This window comes from Histidinibacterium lentulum (assembly GCF_003789055.1).
GTDB lineage: Bacteria > Pseudomonadota > Alphaproteobacteria > Rhodobacterales > Rhodobacteraceae > Oceanicola > Oceanicola lentulus.
This window is the reverse complement of record NZ_ML119082.1, coordinates 310,212-332,540: the sequence shown is the minus strand read 5'-3', so window position 1 is coordinate 332,540 and position 22,329 is coordinate 310,212. Positions and strand designations below refer to the sequence as shown.

24 protein-coding genes and 1 riboswitch are annotated in these 22,329 nt (G+C 69.4%); of the genes, 11 read left to right on the top strand and 13 right to left on the bottom strand.

Features of this window, described 5'->3' with window-relative positions; genetic code table 11:
- Positions 1–149: 149 nt before the first annotated feature.
- From EAT49_RS04620 to EAT49_RS04605, 4 genes are all read left to right on the top strand, one after another.
- Positions 150–914 carry an NAD kinase gene (locus EAT49_RS04620; protein WP_123641118.1) on the top strand — a complete coding sequence of 255 codons (765 nt, stop codon included), beginning with the start codon at positions 150–152 and terminating at the stop codon, positions 912–914.
- Between the two features lie 269 nt (positions 915–1,183).
- Entirely contained in the window at positions 1,184–1,624 is a 441-nt protein-coding gene (locus EAT49_RS04615) for a curlin (RefSeq protein ID WP_185020639.1), read from the top strand.
- 88 nt (positions 1,625–1,712) lie between these two features.
- Positions 1,713–2,111, top strand: coding sequence for a curli-like amyloid fiber formation chaperone CsgH (gene csgH / locus EAT49_RS04610; RefSeq protein ID WP_123641116.1), 399 nt, complete (start codon positions 1,713–1,715; stop codon positions 2,109–2,111).
- A gap of 38 nt (positions 2,112–2,149) precedes the next feature.
- Positions 2,150–2,545, top strand: a complete 396-nt coding sequence (locus EAT49_RS04605) for a hypothetical protein (RefSeq protein ID WP_123641115.1) — start codon at positions 2,150–2,152, stop codon at positions 2,543–2,545.
- A gap of 90 nt (positions 2,546–2,635) precedes the next feature.
- Here the strand turns inward: EAT49_RS04605 and prpE are convergent, their stop codons facing one another.
- Entirely contained in the window at positions 2,636–4,525 is a 1,890-nt protein-coding gene (prpE, locus tag EAT49_RS04600) for a propionate-CoA ligase PrpE (protein ID WP_123641114.1), read from the bottom strand.
- A 158-nt stretch (positions 4,526–4,683) separates the two neighbouring features.
- On the opposite strand from prpE, the gene EAT49_RS04595 reads away from it, so the two are divergent.
- On the top strand, positions 4,684–5,889 hold the full coding sequence (locus EAT49_RS04595; protein ID WP_123641113.1) for a hypothetical protein: 1,206 nt from the start codon (positions 4,684–4,686) through the stop codon (positions 5,887–5,889).
- Here the strand turns inward: EAT49_RS04595 and EAT49_RS04590 are convergent.
- The 3 genes from EAT49_RS04590 to EAT49_RS04580 form a co-directional block, all read right to left on the bottom strand.
- Positions 5,880–8,159, bottom strand: coding sequence for an NADP-dependent malic enzyme (locus tag EAT49_RS04590; RefSeq protein ID WP_123641112.1), 2,280 nt, complete (start codon positions 8,157–8,159; stop codon positions 5,880–5,882). The two genes, EAT49_RS04595 and EAT49_RS04590, sit on opposite strands and share 10 nt — an antisense overlap.
- 84 nt (positions 8,160–8,243) lie before the next feature.
- Positions 8,244–8,441, bottom strand: a complete 198-nt coding sequence (locus tag EAT49_RS04585) for a DUF3072 domain-containing protein (protein WP_123641111.1) — start codon at positions 8,439–8,441, stop codon at positions 8,244–8,246.
- A complete protein-coding gene (locus EAT49_RS04580; RefSeq protein ID WP_123641110.1) occupies positions 8,438–8,641 on the bottom strand; it encodes a DUF3072 domain-containing protein in 204 nt (67 codons plus the stop codon). Before EAT49_RS04580 ends, EAT49_RS04585 begins: the two co-directional genes overlap by 4 nt.
- Before the next feature lie 116 nt (positions 8,642–8,757).
- Here EAT49_RS04580 and EAT49_RS04575 point away from each other — a divergent pair, with 116 nt between their 5' ends.
- The 6 genes from EAT49_RS04575 (at position 8,758) to EAT49_RS04550 (ending at position 14,584) form a co-directional block, all read left to right on the top strand.
- Positions 8,758–9,150 (top strand): cytidine deaminase, encoded by a 393-nt coding sequence (locus EAT49_RS04575; RefSeq protein ID WP_123641109.1) that lies wholly within the window; start codon positions 8,758–8,760, stop codon positions 9,148–9,150.
- On the top strand, positions 9,150–10,463 hold the full coding sequence (locus EAT49_RS04570) for a thymidine phosphorylase (protein ID WP_123641108.1): 1,314 nt from the start codon (positions 9,150–9,152) through the stop codon (positions 10,461–10,463). The genes EAT49_RS04575 and EAT49_RS04570 overlap by 1 nt, the downstream gene beginning before the upstream one ends.
- Complete coding sequence (locus EAT49_RS04565) at positions 10,460–11,644, top strand: phosphopentomutase (RefSeq protein ID WP_123641107.1); 1,185 nt, start codon at positions 10,460–10,462, stop codon at positions 11,642–11,644. Before EAT49_RS04570 ends, EAT49_RS04565 begins: the two co-directional genes overlap by 4 nt.
- A 34-nt stretch (positions 11,645–11,678) precedes the next feature.
- Entirely contained in the window at positions 11,679–12,671 is a 993-nt protein-coding gene (locus tag EAT49_RS04560) for an adenosine deaminase (protein ID WP_123641106.1), read from the top strand.
- Positions 12,668–13,300: a uracil phosphoribosyltransferase gene (gene upp / locus EAT49_RS04555; RefSeq protein ID WP_123641105.1), complete on the top strand. Its 633-nt coding sequence runs from the start codon at positions 12,668–12,670 to the stop codon at positions 13,298–13,300. The genes EAT49_RS04560 and upp overlap by 4 nt, the downstream gene beginning before the upstream one ends.
- 66 nt (positions 13,301–13,366) lie before the next feature.
- Positions 13,367–14,584: a hypothetical protein gene (locus EAT49_RS04550; protein ID WP_123641104.1), complete on the top strand. Its 1,218-nt coding sequence runs from the start codon at positions 13,367–13,369 to the stop codon at positions 14,582–14,584.
- 12 nt (positions 14,585–14,596) lie between these two features.
- Here EAT49_RS04550 and EAT49_RS04545 read toward each other — a convergent pair whose 3' ends face one another.
- From EAT49_RS04545 to EAT49_RS04510, 9 genes are all read right to left on the bottom strand, one after another.
- The gene (locus tag EAT49_RS04545; RefSeq protein WP_123641103.1) at positions 14,597–15,613 is read right to left on the bottom strand and encodes a hypothetical protein; all 1,017 of its coding nucleotides are present in this window, start codon (positions 15,611–15,613) and stop codon (positions 14,597–14,599) included.
- Between the two features lie 248 nt (positions 15,614–15,861).
- Positions 15,862–17,028: a methionine adenosyltransferase gene (gene metK / locus EAT49_RS04540; RefSeq protein ID WP_123641102.1), complete on the bottom strand. Its 1,167-nt coding sequence runs from the start codon at positions 17,026–17,028 to the stop codon at positions 15,862–15,864.
- A gap of 8 nt (positions 17,029–17,036) precedes the next feature.
- Positions 17,037–17,085, bottom strand: a riboswitch (SAM-SAH riboswitch).
- A gap of 33 nt (positions 17,086–17,118) precedes the next feature.
- Positions 17,119–18,600 carry an apolipoprotein N-acyltransferase gene (gene lnt / locus EAT49_RS04535; protein WP_123641101.1) on the bottom strand — a complete coding sequence of 494 codons (1,482 nt, stop codon included), beginning with the start codon at positions 18,598–18,600 and terminating at the stop codon, positions 17,119–17,121.
- A 7-nt stretch (positions 18,601–18,607) separates the two neighbouring features.
- A complete protein-coding gene (locus tag EAT49_RS04530) occupies positions 18,608–19,498 on the bottom strand; it encodes a transporter associated domain-containing protein (protein ID WP_123641100.1) in 891 nt (296 codons plus the stop codon).
- 55 nt (positions 19,499–19,553) lie between these two features.
- Positions 19,554–20,045 (bottom strand): rRNA maturation RNase YbeY, encoded by a 492-nt coding sequence (ybeY, locus tag EAT49_RS04525; protein ID WP_123641099.1) that lies wholly within the window; start codon positions 20,043–20,045, stop codon positions 19,554–19,556.
- Positions 20,046–20,048: 3 nt separating this feature from the next.
- Entirely contained in the window at positions 20,049–20,186 is a 138-nt protein-coding gene (locus EAT49_RS21055; RefSeq protein ID WP_185020638.1) for a hypothetical protein, read from the bottom strand.
- A gap of 41 nt (positions 20,187–20,227) precedes the next feature.
- Positions 20,228–21,208 (bottom strand): PhoH family protein, encoded by a 981-nt coding sequence (locus EAT49_RS04520; protein WP_123641098.1) that lies wholly within the window; start codon positions 21,206–21,208, stop codon positions 20,228–20,230.
- A gap of 121 nt (positions 21,209–21,329) precedes the next feature.
- The gene (locus EAT49_RS04515; RefSeq protein ID WP_123641097.1) at positions 21,330–21,659 is read right to left on the bottom strand and encodes a hypothetical protein; all 330 of its coding nucleotides are present in this window, start codon (positions 21,657–21,659) and stop codon (positions 21,330–21,332) included.
- 17 nt (positions 21,660–21,676) lie between these two features.
- The gene (locus tag EAT49_RS04510; RefSeq protein ID WP_123641096.1) at positions 21,677–22,225 is read right to left on the bottom strand and encodes an OmpA family protein; all 549 of its coding nucleotides are present in this window, start codon (positions 22,223–22,225) and stop codon (positions 21,677–21,679) included.
- Positions 22,226–22,329: the final 104 nt, after the last annotated feature.

The following is a 22,329-nucleotide window of genomic DNA, read 5'->3' as shown; positions in this document are numbered from 1 at the left end:
CATACAGTCCCCGAGCAAGGGGAGACAGGGCAAATGCGACACAGCGCAGCGGGACGCGCCCCCGCCGCGCCGCTATCGGCGGCTTGCCTTTCCGATGAGCGGCGGGGCAGGGTGCCTTGGAAACAGGCAGCCCCGTCAGGACCATAGCCATGACCGCCCCCCGCCTCGCCTTCCTGGCGAGCCCCGTCCCCATCGCGCAGGAGGCCCAGACCCTGCTCGCCCGGCGCTATGGCGATCACCCGCTCGACAAGGCCGACATCATCGTGGCGCTCGGCGGCGACGGCTTCATGCTCCAGACGCTGCACGGCACGCAGGACCTGCCCGCGCCGGTCTACGGGATGAACCGGGGCACGGTGGGGTTCCTGATGAACGAATACGCCCCCGACGGGCTGATGGAACGACTGGCCGAGGCCGAGACCGCCGAGATCAATCCCCTCCGGATGCGGGCGCAGACCGTGGCTCACGGGATGCAGGAGGCGCTGGCGATCAACGAGGTTTCGCTCCTGCGGCAGGGGCCGCAGGCCGCGCGGCTGGCGATCAACGTGGACGGGCGCGAACGCATGCCCGAGCTTGTCTGCGACGGCGCGCTCGTGGCCACGCCCGCCGGCAGCACCGCCTACAACTATTCCGCCCACGGCCCGATCCTGCCCATCGGCTCCGAGGTGCTGGCGATCACCGCCGTCGCCGCCTTCCGCCCCCGCCGCTGGCGCGGGGCGCTGATCCCCAAGGGCGCCAGGGTGCGGATCGACGTGCTCGAGGCGGACAAGCGCCCGGTGATGGCCGATGCCGATTCCCGCACCGTGGGCTCGGTGCGGTATGTCGAGATCGAGAGCGCGCCGGACGTCTGTCATCGCCTGCTCTTCGATCCCGGGCACGGGCTGGAAGAGCGCCTGCTCCAGGAACAGTTCGTCTGAGGCCGCTGCGCCGCGGCGCTGCCGCCCGGCCCGAAAACTCCATTATTCCAAAGACGTGACCCCATCGCTATCCGATAGCGGGCGCCCGTCATCGCCCCTCGGACGTAGCGTCAGCCGATAGCCCGGCGGCGTTATTGTCTGCTTCCGTCACTCGCCGCCTGATCGTCTCACCGGCCCTCGCCGCCCCCTCAAGCGGGACGGAAGGGCAGGCCGGAAACCCACCGCCTGCGCTCCGGATGGACGCGCTGTCAGACCAAGAGGACCAGACGATGACCTTCACCACCCTGATCAAGACCGCCACCCTCGCCATCGCCCTCTCCGCCGGGGGCGTGGCGCCCGCCATGGCCGACGGCAACCGCGTCACGCTCGAGCAGTTCGGCAACTGGAACGACATCGGCGGCGCGCAGTCGGGCTTCAACCAGCGGCTCACCGTCCGCCAGAACGGCTGGGGCAACAATTCCGTCAGCTTCCAGGACGGCGGGCGCAACCGCACCGTGATCGGCCAGTCCGGCAACCACAACGCCGCGATCACCCAGCAGCGCGGCCGCTGCAACGCCATGGGCGTGTCCCAGTACGGGACCGGACACAACGTCGACGCGATCCAGCAGGGCCGCTGCAACGTCACCGCCGTGATCCAGGGCGGCCACAAGAACAGCGCGCACACGACCCAGGTCGGGCGCGGAAACGTCGCCGCGATCATTCAGGACTGATCGGGGCGGCCCGGCGGGCGGTGCGCGTCCTCCCCCAGTCCCGGCGCGCACCGTCCAACCCCTCACCCTTCGCCACAGGAGCCACGTCATGACCAATACACTCCGGATCGCCGCCGGCTCGGCGCTCGTTCTCGCCGCCGCCTGCGCGGTGCCTCTCGGCGCCACCACCGGCGCCACCGCCAAGACCGGCAAGGACCCGAAGGCCCCCGTCGCCTGCAGTCTCGTCCTGTCGGAAAGCCGCGGAATGGTGACCGTCGCCGGCCGCATCGAGGCCCGCGAGGCCGCGTCCGGCCGCTATGACCTCTCCGTCAGCCGGACCGGCGGCGGCAACAGCGCCGACATCCGCCAGGGCGGGGCGTTCACCCTCGCCGCGGGCGAAAGCGCCGACCTCGGCTCGGCACAGCTCTCGGGCCGGGCCTCCGGCCTTCAGGGCCAGCTTACCGTCACCGTGGACGGAGACACCTTCGTCTGCCCCGCAGGAGGCTGACACCTCCACGTTTCCCGACCCAAGGAAGGATCACTGCCATGCTCCGCCCTCTTCTCGCCGCCGCCGCGCTCGCCGTCTCCCCCCTTGCCCTGGCCTCCCCCGCCGCGGCAGACGGCTATCTCGGCCTCACCGTCAATCCCCGCACCGCCGAGGAAGTCGCCCTCGTGCGGATGGGGCTCGCCGTCTACACGCTCCACAAGGACATCGAGGCCAATGGCCATGTCACCCAGCGCGGCATCGACAACGCCGCCCGCATCAGCCAGGGCGGTTGCGACCGCGCGCTGATCGAGCAGCGGGGCAGGGGCCACACCGGCGAAATCGCGCAATCGGGCTGCGGCAATGTCGCGGCGCTGTTCCAGTCGGGCCGGAACACGACCGGCCGCATCGTCCAGCGCGGCGGGCAGACCGGCATCCTGTTCCTGCACGGCTTCTGACGGGCCTGCGACAATCCGCCGCGAAATCCGGATCAGAACTTGATTTCAACGGGATAGGGGCGGTTTCAACGTGAAACCGCCCCCGCCTTGTCAGCCTCCGTAGCCCAGCGGCCGGACTGCCTCCCGGATCTCGTCCAGGATCGCCGGATCGTCGATCGTCGCAGGCGGCCTGAACTCGGCATTGTCGCAGATCTTCACCATCGTCCCGCGCAGGATCTTGCCCGACCGCGTCTTCGGCAGCCGGTCCACCACCACGGCCAGCTTGAACGCCGCCACAGGCCCGATCTCCTGCCGGACCTTGGCGACGCATTCCTTCACGATCTCCCCGTGCGGCCGGTCGCAACCCTTGTTGAGGCAGAGAAAGCCCATCGGCAGCTGCCCCTTCAGCTCGTCCGCCACGCCGACCACAGCGCATTCCGCGACATCGGGATGCCCGGCCAGGACCTCCTCCATGCCGCCCGTGGACAGCCGGTGCCCCGCCACGTTGATCACGTCGTCGGTGCGGGCCATGATCCACAGATAGCCGTCCGCGTCCTTCATCCCCGCATCCCCGGTCTCGTAATAGCCGGGGAAATGCTCGAGGTAGGACTTCCGGAACCGCTCCTCCGCGTTCCACAGCGTCGGCAGCGTGCCCGGCGGCAGCGGCAGCTTCACCGCGATGGCCCCCAGCTCCCCGGCGGGCAGTTCGTGCCCGTCCTCGCCCAGGATGCGCACGTCATAGCCCGGCATGGGAACGGTCGGAGAGCCCAGCTTCACCGGAAGCGGCTCGATCCCCACCGGGTTGCCCGCGATGGTGTAGCCGGTCTCCGTCTGCCACCAGTGATCGTAGACCGGCTTTCCCGTCGTCGCCTTCGTCCATTCGATCGTGTCGGGGTCCGCCCTCTCGCCCGCGAGGTAGATCGCCCGGAGCCGCGAGAGATCGTAGTCCTTCACCATCTCGCCCTTCGGATCGTCCCGCTTCACCGCCCGGAACGCCGTGGGCGCGGTGAAGAAGGTGCGCACCTTGTGCTCCTCGATCACACGCCAGAAGGTGCCGGCGTCAGGCGTGCCCACGGGCTTGCCCTCGAACACCACCGTCGTGTTCCCGTGCACCAGCGGCGCGTAGCAGATATAGCTGTGCCCCACGACCCAGCCCACGTCCGAGGCGGCCCAGAACACCTCTCCGGGCTCGGTGTTGTAGACGTTCTTCATCGTCCAGTTCAGCGCCACGAGATGCCCGCCCGTGGGCCGCACCACGCCCTTCGGCGCGCCGGTCGTGCCCGAGGTATAGAGGATATAGGCCGGGTGGTTCCCCTCCACCGGAACGCATTCCGCCGGTTCCACCCCGTACTGAAAGCCATGCCAGTTGAAATCGCGCCCCTCCTCCAGATGCGCCACCTCCTGCTCGCGCTGGAAGATCACGCAGAAGTCCGGCTGATGCGTCGCCTCCTTCAGCGCGCCGTCGAGCAGCGGCTTGTAATGGACGATCCGACCCGGCTCGATCCCGCAGGAGGCTGCGATGATCGCCTTCGGTTTCGCATCGTCGATCCGCACCGCCAGCTCGTGCGCGGCGAACCCCCCGAAGACGACCGAATGAATGGCCCCCAGCCGCGCACAGGCCAGCATCGCCTCGAGCGCCTCGGGGATCATCGGCATGTAGATGATGACGCGGTCGCCCTTCTCCACGCCCTTGGCGCGCAAGGCGCCGGCCAGCGTCGCCACGCGGTTGCGCAGCTCGAAATAGCTGATCTCGCGCTTGGTATGGGTGACGGGGCTGTCCCAGATGATCGCCGCCTGGTTGCCGCGCCCCGCCTCCACATGGCGGTCGACGGCGTTCCAGCAGCCGTTCACCAGCCCGTCGGAATACCATTCGTACAGCGGCGCCTTCTCGTCGAACAGCGCCTTGGAGGGTGGCCGGACCCAGTCGATCGCCTTCGCGGCATCCATCCAGAACGCGTCCGGATCGGCCTGCCAGGCTGCGTAGACGTCGCTGTATCCCATGGTATCCTCCTGTCCCTGAGGGTGTCTTACGCCCGCGCCGAACCGCCGGGCAAGGGATTGCGACATGATGGCGCTAAAGCTGCAGGGGCGGACCCGGGCTTGCCCCCTGTCGGCCCTGACCCTGGGACGGATGGCCGAGTGACGGCGGAAAGGACACCATGCGCTTCAAGCTGATGCTGCTGGCTCTCGCGCTGCCCGTTCCGGCCATGGCCCAGGGCCAGTGGGAAAGCTTCCAGGCCGAGGGCTGGACAGGGGCACGAGTCTGCCCCTTCGGTGAGATCGCCGAAGGCGGGTACTTCTGCCTCGAACTGGCCTGTCCCGATGGCGGTCCCCTCGGCTTTCGCGTCCGGCTGACGGAGGCCGAGGTGCAGCCGGTCGTCGAGGCCATGTGGACCGTGAACCTGCGCGACGCGGGCGGGATCGTGATGGCGCCGCTCGAGGATGCGCCCGGTCAGTACTACGCGCCCTACGACGCGGACCGCGACGCCCGGCTGATCGAGCGGCTCCGGAACGGCAGGGAGGGCTCCTTCACGATCGTGAACCGCCCGATCCGCGCCGTGCGCCCTTTCACGCTCGAGGGGTCCTTCGGGCCGATCGGCGAGGCGCTGGAGGCCTGCCCCCTTGCGATGCCGCTCGAAGAGGCCGCGACACCCGCACCGGACGACATGATCGAGGTCATCCCGGCCGATCCCGAGGACCTTCTCGTCGTCGTTCCCGCCGCGCCGCCGGTGGATGTGCCGCCCGATCCCCATGACGACAGCGACGGCGCCGGGCCGGAGGCACCACCCGTCATCGCCCCGGAAGCGGAGCCCGAAGCGCCCGCCGTGGCCGCGCCTGATGCCGACCCGGAGACCGCGCCCGAAGCGGCGGCCGGGTCCGATCCGGATGACCCTGCCGCGGCGGAGAGGGTGCCGGAAGCCGACAGCCCGCCCGCCGGCCCTCTCGTGGCCGAGGACGGCTCCGTCAGCGACCCCGCGGCGCTGGTCCTGCAGGAGATCGAGGGCGCCTGCGCCGAGCGGGGCGGCGGGTTTGTCGAGGTGCGGGAGGATTTCGTCCGCCGCGAGGATTTCGACGGAGACGGCATCCCGGACATGGAGGTCAGCTATTCCGGCGCCGTCTGCGACGCGGCGGCGGGCCTCTACTGCGATACCGCGAGTTGCCTGACCCGTCTCTATCTCGGGCGCGAGGACGGGCGCTTCGTCCCCGCCTTCGAGGATGTCTACATGTCCGCCCGCCAGGCGCCCGCCTTCGTCGTCACCTACGACGCCGGCAGTCCCGCCTGTCCCGAGGCGCAGACGCCCTGCGACAGGGTCTTCATCTGGCAGGACGGGGCGCTCATTCCGGTGGAGCCGCCTCAGCCGTAATGGGCCACCGGCGTTCCGGCGAGGGCCGCCATGTTCAGAAGGCCCCGTGCGGTGATCGCCGGGGTCACGACATGGGCGCGGTTGCCCATGCCCATGAGGATCGGCCCCACTTCCAGGCCGTTCCCCTTCATCTTCAGGATGTTGCGCACGCCCGAGGCGGCATCGGCGCTCGGGAAGACCAGAACGTTCGCGGCCCCCTCCATGCGGTTCCCGGGCAGGGTGCGCCCGCGCAGTTCCGGGTCGAGGGCGGCATCGACGTTCATCTCGCCCTCATAGGCGAAATCCGTGTCCATGCCGTCGAGCACGGCGAGGGCCGCGCGCATCCGGCGGCCGGTCTCGGTGTCGAGATTGCCGAAGCTGGAATGGGCGCAGAGCGCGATGTTGGGCTCGAGGCCGAAGCGGCGCACATGCCGTGCGGCGCTCACGCAGGCCTCGGCGATCTGCTCGGGCGTGGGTTCGGGGTGGACCTGGGTGTCCGCGATGAAGAGCGGCCCGTCCTCGAGGATCATCAGCGACAGCGCACCCACCGGGCGCAGCCGGTTGGTGCCAAGAATGTGGGAGATGTAGTTCAGGTGCCAGAGATACTGGCCGAAGGTGCCGCAGATCAGGCTGTCGGCCTGCTCCAGGTGCACCATGACCGCGCCGATGGCGGTGGTGTTCGTGCGCATGATCGCCCGGGCGAGATCGGGCGTCACGCCCCGGCGCGACATCAGATTGTGATAGGTTTCCCAGTATTCCCGGTAGCGCGGATCGTCCTCCGGGTTGACGATGTGAAAGTCCTCTCCCGGGCGGATCGTCAGCCCGTAGCGCTCGCAGCGCGCGGAGATGACCTCGGGCCGGCCGATCAGGATGGGCTGTTCGGGCGTCTCCTCGAGGATCGCCTGCGCCGCGCGCAGCACCCGCTCGTCCTCGCCCTCGGCGAAGACGATGCGCCGCGCCGCCGTCGCCGCCGCCTCGAAAACCGGCCGCATCAGGAGCGCGGAGCGGAACACCGACCCGTCGAGCCCCCGCCGGTAGGCGTCGAGGTCTTCCAGCGGCCGCGTCGCGACGCCTGTCTCCATCGCCGCCTTCGCCACCGCCGAGGCGACGGTGCCGATCAGCCGCGGATCGAAGGGTTTCGGGATCAGGTAGTCCGGCCCGAAGGTTAGCCGCTCGCCATGGTAGACCGCCGCTGCCTCGGCGCTGGTGGTCGCGCGGGCCAGCGCCGCGATCCCCTCGATACAGGCGATCTTCATCTCGTCGTTGATCTCCGTCGCGCCCACGTCGAGCGCGCCGCGGAAGATGAAGGGAAAGCACAGCACGTTGTTGACCTGGTTCGGAAAATCCGACCGGCCCGTGGCGATGATCGCATCGGGCGCCACCTCGCGGGCGAGATCGGGCAGGATCTCCGGCGCCGGGTTCGCGAGCGCGAAGATGATCGGTTTCGCGGCCATCCGCCCCACCATCTCCGGCGTCAGCACGTTCGGCCCCGAGAGCCCCAGGAACATGTCCGCGCCCTCGATCACCTCGGCCAGCGTGGCAGCCGAGGTGCCTTGCGCGTATTCCGCCTTCTGCGGCGTCATGTCGGCCGCGCGCCCATGGTGCACGAGCCCGTGGATGTCGCACAGCCACACGTTCTCCCGCTTCAGCCCCAGCTTCAGCAGCATGTTGAGGCAGGCGATCCCTGCCGCCCCGCCGCCGGTGGAGACGACCTTGACCTCCTCGATCCGCTTGCCCGCGACCTTCAGCGCGTTGGTCGCGGCGGCGCCCACCACGATCGCGGTGCCGTGCTGATCGTCGTGGAAGACCGGAATGTTCATCCGCTCCCGGCAGATGCGTTCCACCACGAAACAGTCGGGCGCCTTGATGTCCTCGAGGTTGATCGCCCCGAACGAGGGCTCCAGCGCGCAGATGATCTCCGCCAGCTTCTCGGGATCGGTCTCGTCGATCTCGATGTCGAAACAGTCCACCTGGGCGAACTTCTTGAAGAGGACCGCCTTGCCCTCCATCACGGGCTTCGACGCCAGAGCGCCGATATTGCCGAGGCCCAGCACCGCGCTGCCGTTCGAGACCACCGCCACGAGGTTCCCGCGCGAGGTCACGTCCCGCGCCGCCTGCGGGTCGGCCACGATCTCGAGACAGGCCTCCGCCACACCGGGCGTATAGGCGCGGGCAAGGTCGCGGCCGTTCGCCAGCGGCTTCGTCGCCCGGATCTCCAGCTTTCCGGGCTTCGGGTACCGGTGATAATCGAGCGCCGCCTTGCGCAGCGCCTCCCGCGTCTGCTCGTTCATCGCCGGTCCCCCGTGAGATGGTTTAACGTTAAACCAGTTCGACGGGAGACTTATCCAACCGTGCGCCGCAAGGCAAACGCTGCCTCAGCGGCCCAGCATCTCCTCCAGCGCTGCGATGCGCTTCTGCGCCTGCAGCTGCGTGAGCTCGCCGTCCATGGGCTCGTCCGCCTCGAGCGCCAGTTCGCGCAGCTTCTGGCGCTGCACATCGGTCATCGGCGCCTCCGAGGCCTGCCCGTGGGTGGCGGCCGTGTACATGACGGACGGGGGGGTCTTGGTGCTCATGTCCGGTCCTTCCTCTCCTCTTTCAGGCGCTCCAGAGCCTCGATCCGCTCTTCCGCCTGCGCCGCGTTCAGGCTCTCGTCGTATTCCTCCATCAGCTCGGCGCAGAGCACCTGCAACCGGCGCGCCTGCTCGGGCCGCATCGGCCCCTCGGGCGAGGCGGGCTGAGCATCGTTAAGGACGGTCTTGCTTGTCGGATTCATCTTCGGGGGACTCCTCTTTTACCCGTGCCAACCTGCGCGACGCCGCGACGGTTCCGCCGGCCCTTGCATCCGGGGGCATGGCGGGGGAGTGTCTGACGTCATCCGGAGGTCCGTTCATGTCCCTGATCGACGAGGCCCGCGCCGTGCGGGAACACGCCTATGCCCCCTATTCTCGGTTCAAGGTGGGGGCCGCGCTGCGGGCGGACTCGGGCGCGGTCTATCGCGGCTGCAACGTGGAGAACGCCGCCTATCCCGAGGGCACCTGCGCCGAGGCCGGCGCCATCGCCGCGATGATCGCCGCGGGCGATCTGCGCATTGCCGAGGTCGCCGTCATCGCCGACAGCCCGGTTCCGGTTTCGCCCTGCGGCGGCTGCCGCCAGAAGCTGGCGGAATTCGCCGCGGCAGACGTGCCCGTCACCCTTGCCACCACCGATGGCGCGACCTTGCGCACCACCGTCGGGGACCTGCTCCCCGGCGCTTTCAACACGGACCAGATGAGCCGCGTCTGATGTCGGCGCGGGATGTCATCCGAAAGGTCCGCGACGGAGAGCCGCCGTCTGCAGGCGAACTCGCGTGGTTCGCCCGGGGCCTTGCGAGCGGCGAGGTCAGCGACGCCCAGGCGGGGGCCTTCGCCATGGCCGTCTGCCTGGGCGGGCTGGGAGAAGAGGCCCGGGTCGCGCTGACCGCCGCGATGCGGGACTCGGGCGATGTCCTCGCCTGGGATCTGGACGCGCCCGTCCTCGACAAGCATTCGACGGGCGGCGTGGGCGATTGCGTCAGCCTCGTCCTTGCGCCCGCCCTCGCGGCCTGCGGCGTCCATGTCCCGATGATCTCGGGCCGGGGGCTTGGTCATACCGGGGGCACGCTCGACAAGATGGAGGCGATCCCCGGCGTCTCCGCCCAGGTGTCCGAGGCCGACCTTCGGCGCATCGTCGGTGTGGCGGGTTGCGCCATCGTGGGCGCCACGGGCCGGATCGCGCCCGCCGACCGCAGGCTCTATGCCGTGCGCGACGTTACGGCGACCGTCGAATCCATCGACCTCATCACCGCCTCGATCCTGTCGAAGAAGCTCGCCGCCGGGCTTGGGGGCCTCGTTCTCGACGTCAAGGTCGGCTCCGGCGCGTTCATGAAGACGCCTGCAGAGGCCCAGGCCCTTGCCGAATCCCTTGTCGGCACGGCCAACGGCGCGGGCTGCCCGACGGCGGCGCTGATCACCGACATGAACCAGCCGCTCGCCCCCGCCCTCGGCAACGCGGTGGAGGTCGCGGCCTCCATGGATGTCCTCTCGGGCAACCGCGCCGCCGCGCCCCGGCTTCATGACCTGACGGTGATCCTCGGCGGGCGGCTTCTGGCGCTGGCCGGGGTGGCGGGCACAGACGCCGAGGGCGAGGATCGGATCGCCGGGGCCATCGCCTCGGGCGCCGCGCTCGAGAGGTTCGCCCGGATGGTGGCCGAAATGGGCGGCCCGCCCGACATGGCCGAGGACTGGCGCACCCATCTGCCCGCCGCCCCCGTGGTCGGAGAGGTGCCCGCGCCGGTCTCCGGCCATGTCGCCGCCATCGACGGAGAGGTGCTGGGCCTCGCCGTCGTCGGTCTCGGCGGGGGCCGGGCGGTGGAGACGGATCGCGTCGATCCCGCCGTCGGATTGACCGAGGTCGTCTCTCTGGGCGACCGGGTGGAGCGCGGCACACCGCTCTGCATCCTTCACGCCCGCGACGAGGCCGAGGCGGAAGCCGCCGCCCACCGCATCCTTGCCGCCATCACGATCCGCGACAGCGCGCTCGAGGGTCCGCCGCTGGTTCACGGGCGGGTCGATCCGTGACCCGCGCCTTTCTCATCGTCATCGACAGCGTGGGCATCGGCGGCGCCCCGGACGCGGACCGCTTCTTCAACGGCCATCTGCCCGATACCGGCGCCAACACCGTCGCCCACATCGCCCGCGCCGAGGGGCTCGACGTGCCGGTCATGGACCGGCTGGGCCTTGGCGCGGCGCTCGCGCTGGCCTCGGGCGTGACCGACGCGGGTCTCGCCACCACTGCGCCCGAAGGGGCCTGGGGCGCCGCGACGGAGGTCTCTCCGGGCAAGGACACGCCGTCGGGGCATTGGGAACTGGCGGGCGTGCCCGTGCCCTGGGACTGGCACTATTTCCCCGACACCCGCCCGGCCTTTCCCGAAGAGGTGCGGCAGGAGGCCTGCCGCCTTGCCGGCACCGACGGCATCCTCGGCGATTGCCATGCCTCGGGGACGGAGATCATCGCCCGGCTTGGCGAAGAGCACCTGAGGACCGGCTGGCCCATCTGCTACACCTCCGCCGATTCCGTCTTCCAGATCGCCGCGCATGAGGAGGCCTTCGGTCTCGACCGTCTCCTCGACCTCTGCCGGGGCCTTGCCCCCATGCTGCACGCGATGAAGGTCGGGCGGGTCATCGCCCGGCCCTTCGTCGGCGCGCCCGGCAGCTTCACCCGCACGCCGCGCCGGCGCGACTTCGCGATCGCCCCGCCCGCGCCGACGCTCCTCGACTGGGCGGCCGGGGCCGGGCGGCCCGTCCATGCCGTGGGCAAGATCGGCGACATCTTCTCCATGCGCGGGATCACGGACGTGGTGAAAGGCCCGGATGCCGCGCTGATGGGCCATCTCCACCGGTTGATGGACGAGGCGGAGGAGGGCAGCCTGACCTTCGCCAATCTCGTCGAGTTCGACAGCGAGTACGGCCATCGCCGCGACGTGGCGGGGTACCGGCGCCATCTCGAATGGTTCGACGCCGAGCTTGGCCGCCTGCTTTCGGCGGCGCGGCCCGGCGACCTGATCCTCGTCACCGCCGACCACGGCAACGATCCCACCTGGGCCGGCACCGACCACACCCGCGAGCGCGTGCCCGTGCTGGCCCACGGCCTCGGCCCGGCGGAGCTGGGCCTCATGGCCTTCGCCGATGTCGCCGCCACCGTCGCGGATCACCTCGGCGTGCCCGCCCGTGGCCCCGGCCGCTCGCGCCGTCCCGGCTGACGCTCACCCCTCGCCCCATTCAAGGACCAAGCCCATGAGCTGGCAGAGCTTTCCCAAGGTCGAACTGCATCTTCACCTCGAGGGCGCCGCGCCGCCCGCCTTCATCCGCGGCCTCGCCGCCGAAAAGAAGACCGACCTGTCGCGCATCTTCACCGAGGACGGCAGCTACGCCTACGAGAACTTCGACCATTTCCTGACCGTCTACGAGGCCGCCTGCACCGTCATCACCACCCCGGAGGACTACCGCCGCCTGACCCTCGCCGTGCTCGAGGAAAGCGCCGCCCACGGCGTCGTCTATTCCGAGACCTTCGTCTCCCCCGATTTCTGCGGCGGGGGGGATGTCGGCGCCTGGCGCGACTACCTCTCCGCCATGGAGGAGGCCGCCGCCGAGGCCGAGGCGCAATTCGGCATCACGCTCAAGGCCATCGTCACCTCGATCCGCCATTTCGGTCCCGAGAAGGCCCGCGCCCCCGCGATCTGCGCCGCCGAGACGAAAGGCGCCTTCCTCACCGGCTACGGCATGGCCGGGGCGGAACTCGTCGGCCGGCCCGGCGACTATGCCTGGTCCTTCGACTGCGCCCGCGAGGCGGGGCTGCACCTGACCTGCCACGCGGGCGAATGGGGCGGCCCCGACATGGTCGCCGACACCCTGCGCGACCTTGCGCCCGCGCGCATCGGCCACGGCGTGAACGCGATCCGCGACCCGGCGTTGGTCGAGCGCCTCGCCGAGGCCGGCACCGTGCTCGAGGTCTGCCCCGGCTCCAACGTGGTCCTCGAGGCCACCTCCGGCGGCTGGGCCGGCCATCCCATCGCCCGCCTGCGCGACAAGGGCGTGCGCGTCACCGTCTCAACCGACGATCCGCCGTTCTTCCACACCACCATGACCCGCGAATACGAGGGGCTGGAGCGGGCCTTCGGCTGGGGCGCGGAAGAGTTCGCAGAGCTGAACCGGACCGCCCTTGACGCCGCCTTCTGCGACGCGGAGACCAAGACGCGGATCGGAAAGCTGCTCGAGGGACCGAAATGACAGACCACCTGACCATCGTCGATCACCCGCTGGTGCAGCACAAGCTGACGCTGATGCGGGAAAAGGACACCTCGACCAAGACCTTCCGCCAGCTCCTGCGCGAGATCAGCCACCTTCTGGCCTACGAGGTCACGCGGAACCTGCCGATGACCACGAAGGAGATCGAAACCCCGCTCTGCGCCATGTCCGCGCCCGCCATCGAGGGCAAGAAACTCGCGCTCGTGTCGATCCTGCGGGCGGGCAACGGCCTGCTCGACGGGGTGCTCGAACTCGTTCCCGCCGCCCGCGTCGGCTTCATCGGGCTCTACCGCGACGAGGAGACGCTCCAGCCGGTGCAATACTACTGCAAGCTCCCCTCGGATCTCGGGAACCGGCTGACCATCGCGGTGGACCCGATGCTCGCGACCGGCAATTCCTCCGCGGCGGCGGTGGATCTCATCAAGAAGGCCGGAGGGCGCAACATCCGCTTCCTGTGCCTCCTGGCCGCGCCCGAAGGCGTCGCGCGGATGAAGGAGGCCCATCCCGACGTGCCGATCGTGACAGCGGCTGTGGATAACTTCCTCGATGACCGTGGATATATTGTCCCGGGGCTAGGGGATGCGGGCGACCGCATGTATGGCACGAAATAAGCCATCGATCTCTTTACAAGAAACAATTGCTCCGACAGTCTGTGTTTGAAACCTGTGGGGGCACAGATGCGATATGCCGGTTTTCTGGCGACGGTGGTCGCCAGCATCATGATGGCGTCGGGTGGCGCGGCCCAGTCGTCCGGGACGGGGGGGGCGCCGCAGCCGGCGCCGCCGCCGGGCTTCGAGGGCAGTCAGTACGTCGACGGGCGCGGCTGCGTCTACATTCGCGCGGGCATTTCCGGACAGGTCAACTGGGTGCCCCGCGTCGGCGCCGACCGCACGCCGATCTGCGGACCGTCCCCCGCCACCATCCGGCCCCCCGTGGTTGCCGAGGCGCCTCAGCCCGCGCCCGCCGTCGTCGAACCGGCGCCTGAACCGCGCCAGGCCGCTGCGCCCGCACCGCAGGTCCTGACGCCGCCCGAGGCCGCGCCCCGGCAGGCCGCTGCCGCCACACCGATCCCGCCCCCGCGCATCATCGAGGTTCCCCGGACGCCCGAACGCAGCCAGCCTGCCGCGCGTCCCGCGCCGGCGGCGGAGGCCCGCCAGGCTGCGCCGGTCCGGCGCCTGACGCGCTCGGAGGTCTGTGCCGGCCGGAGCGGACCGCTCGAGGGCTTCGTCGTGGCCAGCACGGGCGCGCCGGTGAACTGCGGCGGAAGCCAGCGCACCGTGAGCGCCCCGGCCCGCGCGCCCGAAGCGGTCCGTCCGACGGCCGTCCGGGTGACCCGGGCGGAGATCTGCGCCCGGATCGCCGAGACGGGGGAAACCTTCCTCGATCGCTCCACTGGCGAGCCTGTAGCCTGCCCGCGAACGGCGCCCGCCGTGACCGCGCTGGCGCGACCGCCCGCCTCGGCGCCGCCGCGGACCATCTCGGCACCGCTCTCGGCCGTTCCGGTCCGGACGACTGCCGCTGTCCCGGGTGTCGCGTCCTGCCCCGGGATCAGCGCAGAGGCGGAGGCGTTCCTGAGGGAGATCGGCGCGCCGCTGGACTGCGGACCCTGGTCGCGCTCGGTCGCACGGGCGGATGTGCCGGCTTCGAACCTCGAGGCGCCCTCCGCACGGACCGCGCCGGTCTCGGCCACCCTGTCCGGTCGCGCCGCCCCGGTGGCTGCCCCGGTGGTCACCGCGGCAGCGCCCACGCCGCTGTTCCGCCAGCCGGTGCCCGCCTCCAACCCGACCGTCCTGAACCCGGCCCGCAGCATCGCGTCCCCGCCCGCGGGCTATCGCAGCGTCTGGGACGACGGGCGGGTCAACCCTGCTCGCGGCCTCGCGCGCCCCTATTTCTGAGGGCGCTTCGGCTCAGGCGCTGCAGATCGCCTGCAGCGTCACCCAGTCGCCGTCGCTGATCAGCATGGGCCTGTCTCCGGCAAGCGGGTTGGCCTCGATCAGGTCCAGCACCGTCTCGCCGGAGCGATCGCGCGCATAGGCATAGGGCGCGGTCGGAACGCCGGCGGTCTCGAAGAGCGGCAGCATGATCTCCGCCGGCGCGGGGGCGGGCGGATCGTTGAGCAGCGACATGGCGTGGGAGGCGAGGACCTCCGGGGGCAGGTCCCCGGTGGTGAAGAGCCGGAACGTGGCCACCGGACCGGCGTCCCGCAGCACCGCTTCCAGAGGATCGCGCACGCTCGGCTGCGCCGCGGCGGCGAGGATGAAGCCCGCCGTGAGGGCCGGATCGTCATGCCCCTCCACGATGGGACGTCCGAGAACGATGATCCCGCCGGGCAGGTAGAGCGAGGTCACCGCGCCCGACGGAAGCACCACGATCCCGCCCGCGGCCCCGTCCCCGATCAGCCTGTTGCCGAAGGCGGCAAGCGCGCGCTGGCCCGCCCGCTCGCGGCAGGCCGGGCCGGTCAGGCGCTGGATATGCCCCAGAAGCGCGGCGCCGATCTCCGACCGTTTCACCATGGGCACGGCCGTGAGAGTCTGCTGGATCATCGCGCCCGGCAGCCAGAACACGCCGAGCGCCAGAACGGCGGCGACAGAGGTCATCAGGCCCACGACGCGCAACCGGCCCTGTCGCGGGCGCGACCGCGCAAGGCTCCGGCGCACGGTCTCGATGGCCTCGATCATGTCGGGTTCCGACAGTTCCAGCGTCTCGTCCGGGTCGCCGTCCGGCGCGTAGAGCGCCGGCTCCACGCCCGGATTCATCCGCGCGACAGCGGGCAGGGACCAGTGGGTCAGGACCCGTCCGGACATGTCGGAGATCACGAGCGTGGCGTTGCCGAACGTCACGAACACGTTCTGCCGCTGCGCCTCCTCCGAGGTGCGCCACAGCCCCGGGCTCTCCAGCCGGGCGTATCGCGTCAGCGCCGTCATTCCGCGTCCGGGGCCTGCTCCGCCTCCACTTGGCCCTGAAGGCTATCCCAGCCCGTACCTGAATGACAGCGGCAAGATGGCGGCGCTGGAGGGCCAGTCCTTTCGTCGGCGGCAGGCTCTCCGCCATGGCCTGCGCGCGCTGCCCGTTGCGCAACGGCTTGCGGAATATTATTGTAAATCAAGTCCTTAAAAGGGCGTCCACGTGTGGACGCCCCCGCAATCGTGCCGGGTCGGCCCCGCTGCCAGTCTCAGAGCGCCTTCTTCAGCGCCTCGGCGAGGTCCGTCCGCTCCCACGAGAAGCCGCCGTCCTCCTCGGGCGCCCGGCCGAAATGCCCGTACGCCGCGGTCCGCTGGTAGATCGGCCGGTTCAGCGACAGATGCTCCCGGATGCCCCGCGGCGTCAGGTCCATGACCTTCGGGATCGCCCGCTCGATCGCCGCCGGCTCGATTTCGCCCGTGCCGTGGGTGTCGACATAGATCGACAGCGGCCGCGCCACGCCGATCGCATAGGAAAGCTGCAGCGTGCAGCGCTGCGCCAGCCCCGCCGCCACGACGTTCTTGGCGAGATACCGCGCGGCATAGGCGGCGGAGCGGTCCACCTTCGTCGGGTCCTTCCCCGAGAACGCCCCGCCCCCGTGGGGTGCCGCGCCGCCGTAGGTGTCCACGATGATCTTGCGCCCCGTGAGCCCTGCGTCGCCGTCCGGCCCGCCGATCACGAACGTGCCGGTCGGGTTCACCCACCACTCCGTCTTCTCGGTCAGGAAGCCCTCCGGAAGAACCTCGCGGATATAGGGCTCCACGATGGCGCGGATGTCGTCGGAGGTCTGGCTTTCCTCGGAATGCTGGGTCGACAGCACGATCGAGGTCACCTCCACCGGCTTGCCGTCCTCGTAGCGCAGCGAGACCTGGCTCTTGGCATCGGGCCGCAGCGTCGGTTCCTGCCCGGACTTGCGCACCTCGGCGAGCCGCCGGAGGATGGCATGGGAATACTGGATCGGCGCCGGCATCAGCGCGTCGGTCTCGTCGGTCGCATAGCCGAACATGATGCCCTGGTCCCCCGCGCCGTCACGGTCGACGCCCTGGGCGATATGGGCCGACTGCTCATGCAGCAGGTTCTGGACCTGGCAGGTGTTCCAGTGGAACTTGTCCTGCTCGTAACCGATGTCGCGGATGCACGCGCGGGCGATGTCCGCGATCAGGTCCATCTTCTCCGCGAGCCGGGTCTGGTCGGCAAGGCCGACCTCGCCGCCGATCACCACCATGTTCGTGGTGGCGAAGGTTTCGCAGGCGACACGGGCATTGGCCTCTTCCGCCAGAAACGCATCAAGGACGGCGTCCGAAATGCGGTCGCAGACCTTGTCGGGGTGACCTTCGGACACGGACTCCGAGGTGAAGGTGTAGTTCTGACGGGACATGTGTGAAGCGCTCCATTGTTATCAGACCGTCACGCCAGGAAGCCGTTGTGACAGCGGATTTGGACCGGTTATGCAGGGCCGCGCGCAGCGTCAATCGTGACGGCGGCGCACCCGGACGAGTGTGGCTGCAAAGCCAAGCAACAGCAGGCCCAGGAGGGGCAGATCGCCCAGCCGTGCATAAAGCGGCGGCGCGAGGGCGGAGGGGAGGGGCGCATCGCGCCAGCCCGCCTCACCCAGCGGAATCGCGGTGACGAGCCCGCCGCGCGCGTCGATGACCGCCGAAACGCCCGTGTTCGCGGCCCGGACCATGGGCAGCCCCATCTCGATGGACCGGAACCGCGCCTGCACGAGGTGCTGGTAGGGCCCCGACACCTCTCCGAACCAGGCGTCGTTGGTGATCAGCACCATCAGCCCGGCGCGGGGGGAAACCGCACGCACTTCCTCGGCGAAGATGCCCTCGTAGCAGATCAGCGGCAGCGCGGGGCCAAGGCCGGGTATCTCGACCGTCCGCCCGCCCGGACCCGCGGTGAACCCGCCGCCCTCGTTGGCGGCAAGACCGTGGATGCCGAACCGCCCGAGCAGGCCCGCGAAGGGCACGTATTCGCCGAAGGGCACGAGATGGGATTTGTCATAGACATCGGCGACTGATCCGTCGGGTGCGACCACGGCGAGGGAATTCCAGAACCGCGGCCACTCGCTGCGCTGGATGCCCACGATGGCAGGCGCCCCACGGGCGGCCTCGGCGATCAGGGCAAGTTCCGGCGCGGCCTCGGACAGGAACCAGGGCACCGAGGTTTCGGGCCAGACGACGAGATCAGGCGCCGCGCCTTCGGCAGTGAAGCCGAGCGCGCGGTCAAAGAACATCTCCGCCCTGCCGGGGACCCATTTCTCGTCCTGCGGCGCATTGGGCTGGACGATGCGCACCACAGGCGCGTCGGCGGCGGGCACAGGCGCACTCCGGTCAAGGGCCATACCGCCCAGCCAGACGACGGCGAGGGCGCCGGCCGCCGAGGCGATCCGGAGAGGCCGCGACAGGCGCAGCGCGGGCAGGGAGGCGATCCCCAGCGTCAGCGCTGTCAGGCCCAGCGCGCCGCCGATCTGCGCCAGCTGCGCCACCGGGGTGTCGATCCAGCCATGGCCCGGCTGGGCCCATGGAAAGCCCGTCAGGAGATAGGCCCGCCCCAGTTCCGCGAGCCCCAGCGCAGCCGCAAGACCCAGCGCGCCCCCGCCGAGGCCCGCGGCGAAGGCCGCCGCCCAGAACAGCGCGAGACCGCCAGCCATGAAAAAGAGAGCGAAAGGCGCCATCCAGCCATGGCGGGCGATATCGACGAGGAACGGCTCCACGATCCAGGACAGGGCGAGAAGAAAATGCCCGGTCGCGAAGAGCCAGCCGAAGACCGCGGCGCGGCGTCGGTTCGGGGCCGCCACCGCCAGCCAGAACACTGCGGAAAAGGCTAGAAGGGTCGCCAGCGGCCAGCCCACCGGGGCCTGCCCCAGCGCCGCCACGACGCCGAGCGAGAGGCCAACGACCCAACGGCGCCAGCGCGGGCCGATCCAGAACTCGTCTCTCACCCTTCGGTCAGCCTGTGGCCTTGCCGGGCAGTCGCACCCGCATCCGCTTGATCCTGCGCGGGTCGGCGTCGATCACGTCGAACTCGATGCCCGAGGGATGCTGCACAACCTCACCCCGCGCCGGAACACGACCGGCGAGCATGAACACGAGGCCGCCCAGCGTGTCGATCTCCTCCTCGTCGATCTCCTCGTGCTCGGTCAGCGCGAGGCCGATCTCTGCCTCGAACTCGTCGAGCGGAGTCTTGGCGCGGACGAGCCAACTGTCGGCGCTCTCTTTCGTCCAGAGCTTCGCCTCTTCGATGTCGTGCTCGTCCTCGATCTCACCGACGACCTGCTCGAGCAGGTCCTCGATGGTCACGAGGCCGTCCGTCCCGCCGTATTCGTCAATCACGAGGGCCATGTGGATGCGCTCCGTCTGCATCTTCTGCAACAGGACGCTAAGCGGCATCGACGGCGGAACGTAGAGGAGCGGCCGCAGGATCGCCCGCAGGTCGAAAGCCTCTCCATTGCCGTTGAAGCCGTGCTTCAGCGCGAAATCCTTCAGATGCACAAGGCCGACGGGTGTATCCAGCGTGCCGTCGAACACCGGCAGACGGGTCTTGCCGAAGGTGCGGAATGCCTTCAGCAGCTCTTCCTTCGAGGCGGAGACGGGCACGGCGCGGATGTCCGCTTCGGGCACGGAGACATCTTCGACGCGAAGCTGTCGCAGACTTGCGAGGCCCGGCACAGGAGACATGCCCTGCACATCGTGATGGCCGTTCATGGGCGTCAGCGGCGCAGTGGCCGGGCTGAGGCTATCAAAGAGGCGCGCGAAGAGTCCCCGACTCTCGCCGCTACTATCGGGGTCCGAAGGCGCGCCATGCGCTGCCCTGGACGACCCTTCGGTCGAATCTCCCATTTTCTCCTACCAAAAAGGCGGCCTTGTCCGGGACCATCCCGGCGCCTCCACCCAGTCACGTTCCATATGGGTCCGGCAGACCCAGGTTGCCAAGTATCTCCGACTCCAGACCCTCCATCAAGGTGGCGTCGGCGTCACGTTCGTGATCGTAGCCCAGAAGATGCAACAGACCGTGAACGATCAGATGCATCACATGATCCTCCATCGGCTTTCCCATGTCACGGGCCTCGCGCTCAATGGTCTCCCATGCAAGCGCGATATCGCCGAGTTCCGGATCGGCCGGATCGGGGGCCACGGGGGTCTCTCCGGCGATGACCACGCCACGTTCCTCTGACGGCCATGACAGAACGTTGGTCGGTGCGGGCTTGCCGCGGAAGTCGGCGTTGAGCGAGGCGATTCGCGTATCTCCCGCAGCGAGGAGGGATATCTCCCAGACCGCCGGGTCGAGGCCAAGCCTCTCGAAGGTGGCGGTGGCTGCCGTCTCTGCCAGGGCCTGCAGGGGCAGGCCCGTCCAGTGCTCGTGCTCGCACAAGATCTCGACGGGCATCGTTCAGCAATTCCGCATCGTTTCGGCGCGCGCGCCAAGGTCGATCCCGTGGGTGATCAGCGCATCGGGCACCGCCCCGCGTCCCGAATGGCGCGACCCGGCGTCCTTCTTCCGCATCACCTGCCAGACGTTTTCGTCCATCCCGCGCTGCGCCGCGACTTCAGGGGGCGCCACTGCCCGAGTCATGATCCGTCGGCGTCGTACGCCTCGATGATCGCGGCCACGAGGGGATGCCGCACGACATCCTTCGAGGTGAAATAGTTGAACGAGATCTTCGGAATATGCTTCAGCAGGCGTTCCGCGTCGGCAAGGCCGGATCCGACGCCGCGGGGCAGGTCGATCTGCGTACGGTCGCCGGTGATCACCATGCGGCTGCCCTCGCCGAGGCGGGTCAGGAACATCTTCATCTGCATCTGCGTGGCGTTCTGGGCCTCGTCCAGCACCACATAGGCCCGCGACAGGGTGCGGCCCCGCATGAAGGCCAGCGGCGCGATCTCGATCTGCTTTTCCTCGATAAGCTTCTGGACCTGCTTGCCCGGAAGGAAGTCGTTCAGCGCGTCATAAAGCGGCTGCATGTAGGGATCGACCTTGTCCTTCATGTCGCCGGGCAGAAAGCCGAGGCGTTCCCCGGCCTCCACCGCCGGACGGCTCAGGATGATCTTCTCGACCCTGCCCTGGATGAACATCGACACGCCGACTGCAACGGCGAGATAGGTCTTTCCGGTGCCCGCGGGCCCGATGCCGAAGGCGAGTTCATGCTCGAAGAGCGAGCGGACGTAGCTTTTCTGGGCCTCGGTGCGCGGTTCCACCAGCTTCTTGCGGGTCTTGATCTCGACCGGTCCGCCTTGGAACATCTCCATCTGCTCGGCTTCGCCGGCCTCGTCGCCACCCATGCGGATCTCGCGTTCGATCTCGGCGGCGCCGACGCTCTTGCCGGACTCCAGCCGCTGATAGAGCGCGTTCAGGGTGTCGGCTGCGGCTGCGCGGGCACCTTCCTCGCCAAGGACGGTCAGGCGATTCCCCCGGCGGAGGATCTGCACCGAAAGCCGGCCCTCGATATCGGCGAGATTTCGGTCGTACTCGCCGCAGAGGTCGATCAGCAGGAAATTGTCGGGAAATTCGAGCACCGTCTCGTGGGACGGGGGCAGGGTGGTCGTGACCAAGCGCGTCTCCCGGGGTCAGAGGCTCGAAGCGATGCTGGCAACTTGTGCGGCAAGACGCAAGCGCGGGAATGGAAAGGGCCGCGGCACAAGCCGCGGCCCTCTGGCCCGGGTTCCCGAGAGGTCAGGGCAGGATGTCGGGGAAGCGATTGGTGTAGGGGTTGCCGATGACCGCGCCGGGCGGCAGGCGGTTCGTGCAGACGACGGTGCCGGCTACGGGATCGAACCGCTCGACCGCATAACCTTCGGCGCCGTCATCCAGGATCCAGTTCTGACAGCCATCGGGGGTGACCGCGATCGCCGGAATCTTGTCGTTCAGCGTATCCCTGTTGACGATGGCGCTGTCGGTCGCCCGCGCGATCAGCGGCGCCCCCGTACCGTTTGGATCGGGGTTCTGCGGCGGTGCAGCACAGCCTGCCACCGTGGTCAGGAGCAGGCCGGCGGGGATCAACATTCGGAACATTGTTCTTGTCACTCCGGAAGGTGGTAGCAGACGACTTCGACGCGGCGGTTCTGTCGCCAGGCATGCTCGTTGTGGCCCTGCGCCCTCGGCCGGGTCTCGCCGAAGCCCGCGACCGCCTCGACGACCGCGCCGACCGAGCGGGCGACCTGCGCAACCGAATTGGCACGCCGCTCCGAAAGGGCCTGGTTGTAGGCGTGGCTCGCGCGCTCGTCGGTATGGCCGTAAACGGCGTAGCCGAACGCGTTCTCCGTCCGGAAGAACCGTTCCAGCCGGGCCCGGCCCTCATCGGTCAGGTGATGGCTGTCCGTGGCAAAGAGCACATCGGTGCTTTCTGTCAGGCAGGTCGTTGTCTGCAGGCAATAGGGCCGGTTGGTGTTCGGATGGAACCGCGTCACCATGTAGCCTTCGAGGCCGCCGTCTGCCCACCAGCGCATGCAGCCATCGGGAGCCACATAAACGCCCCATTCGATCTGTCCGGTGATGACCGGGCCGGTCTGAGCTTCGGCCCGGTCCGCGCTCACGGTCAGCGAGAGCGCGAGGGCGGCAACGGCCGCCATGCTTCTCGCGACCCGGTGCAAGGTTCTGGTCGCCACGGTGCTTGTCCCTCTTGGTCTGTTCTCCCAGGCCCGCCTTGCATGCACGCGCGCGCAAGAGAGCCATT

Coding starts and splice junctions, on each gene's coding strand:
- EAT49_RS04620 (WP_123641118.1), top strand. CDS start 150: ATGACCGCCCCCCGCCTCGCCTTCCTGGCGAGCCCCGTCCCCATCGCG.
- EAT49_RS04615 (WP_185020639.1), top strand. CDS start 1,184: ATGACCTTCACCACCCTGATCAAGACCGCCACCCTCGCCATCGCCCTC.
- csgH (WP_123641116.1), top strand. CDS start 1,713: ATGACCAATACACTCCGGATCGCCGCCGGCTCGGCGCTCGTTCTCGCC.
- EAT49_RS04605 (WP_123641115.1), top strand. CDS start 2,150: ATGCTCCGCCCTCTTCTCGCCGCCGCCGCGCTCGCCGTCTCCCCCCTT.
- prpE (WP_123641114.1), bottom strand. CDS start 4,525: ATGGGATACAGCGACGTCTACGCAGCCTGGCAGGCCGATCCGGACGCG.
- EAT49_RS04595 (WP_123641113.1), top strand. CDS start 4,684: ATGCGCTTCAAGCTGATGCTGCTGGCTCTCGCGCTGCCCGTTCCGGCC.
- EAT49_RS04590 (WP_123641112.1), bottom strand. CDS start 8,159: ATGAACGAGCAGACGCGGGAGGCGCTGCGCAAGGCGGCGCTCGATTAT.
- EAT49_RS04585 (WP_123641111.1), bottom strand. CDS start 8,441: ATGAGCACCAAGACCCCCCCGTCCGTCATGTACACGGCCGCCACCCAC.
- EAT49_RS04580 (WP_123641110.1), bottom strand. CDS start 8,641: ATGAATCCGACAAGCAAGACCGTCCTTAACGATGCTCAGCCCGCCTCG.
- EAT49_RS04575 (WP_123641109.1), top strand. CDS start 8,758: ATGTCCCTGATCGACGAGGCCCGCGCCGTGCGGGAACACGCCTATGCC.
- EAT49_RS04570 (WP_123641108.1), top strand. CDS start 9,150: ATGTCGGCGCGGGATGTCATCCGAAAGGTCCGCGACGGAGAGCCGCCG.
- EAT49_RS04560 (WP_123641106.1), top strand. CDS start 11,679: ATGAGCTGGCAGAGCTTTCCCAAGGTCGAACTGCATCTTCACCTCGAG.
- upp (WP_123641105.1), top strand. CDS start 12,668: ATGACAGACCACCTGACCATCGTCGATCACCCGCTGGTGCAGCACAAG.
- EAT49_RS04550 (WP_123641104.1), top strand. CDS start 13,367: ATGCGATATGCCGGTTTTCTGGCGACGGTGGTCGCCAGCATCATGATG.
- EAT49_RS04545 (WP_123641103.1), bottom strand. CDS start 15,613: ATGACGGCGCTGACGCGATACGCCCGGCTGGAGAGCCCGGGGCTGTGG.
- metK (WP_123641102.1), bottom strand. CDS start 17,028: ATGTCCCGTCAGAACTACACCTTCACCTCGGAGTCCGTGTCCGAAGGT.
- EAT49_RS04530 (WP_123641100.1), bottom strand. CDS start 19,498: ATGGGAGATTCGACCGAAGGGTCGTCCAGGGCAGCGCATGGCGCGCCT.
- ybeY (WP_123641099.1), bottom strand. CDS start 20,045: ATGCCCGTCGAGATCTTGTGCGAGCACGAGCACTGGACGGGCCTGCCC.
- EAT49_RS21055 (WP_185020638.1), bottom strand. CDS start 20,186: ATGGACGAAAACGTCTGGCAGGTGATGCGGAAGAAGGACGCCGGGTCG.
- EAT49_RS04515 (WP_123641097.1), bottom strand. CDS start 21,659: ATGTTGATCCCCGCCGGCCTGCTCCTGACCACGGTGGCAGGCTGTGCT.
- EAT49_RS04510 (WP_123641096.1), bottom strand. CDS start 22,225: ATGGCGGCCGTTGCCGCCCTCGCGCTCTCGCTGACCGTGAGCGCGGAC.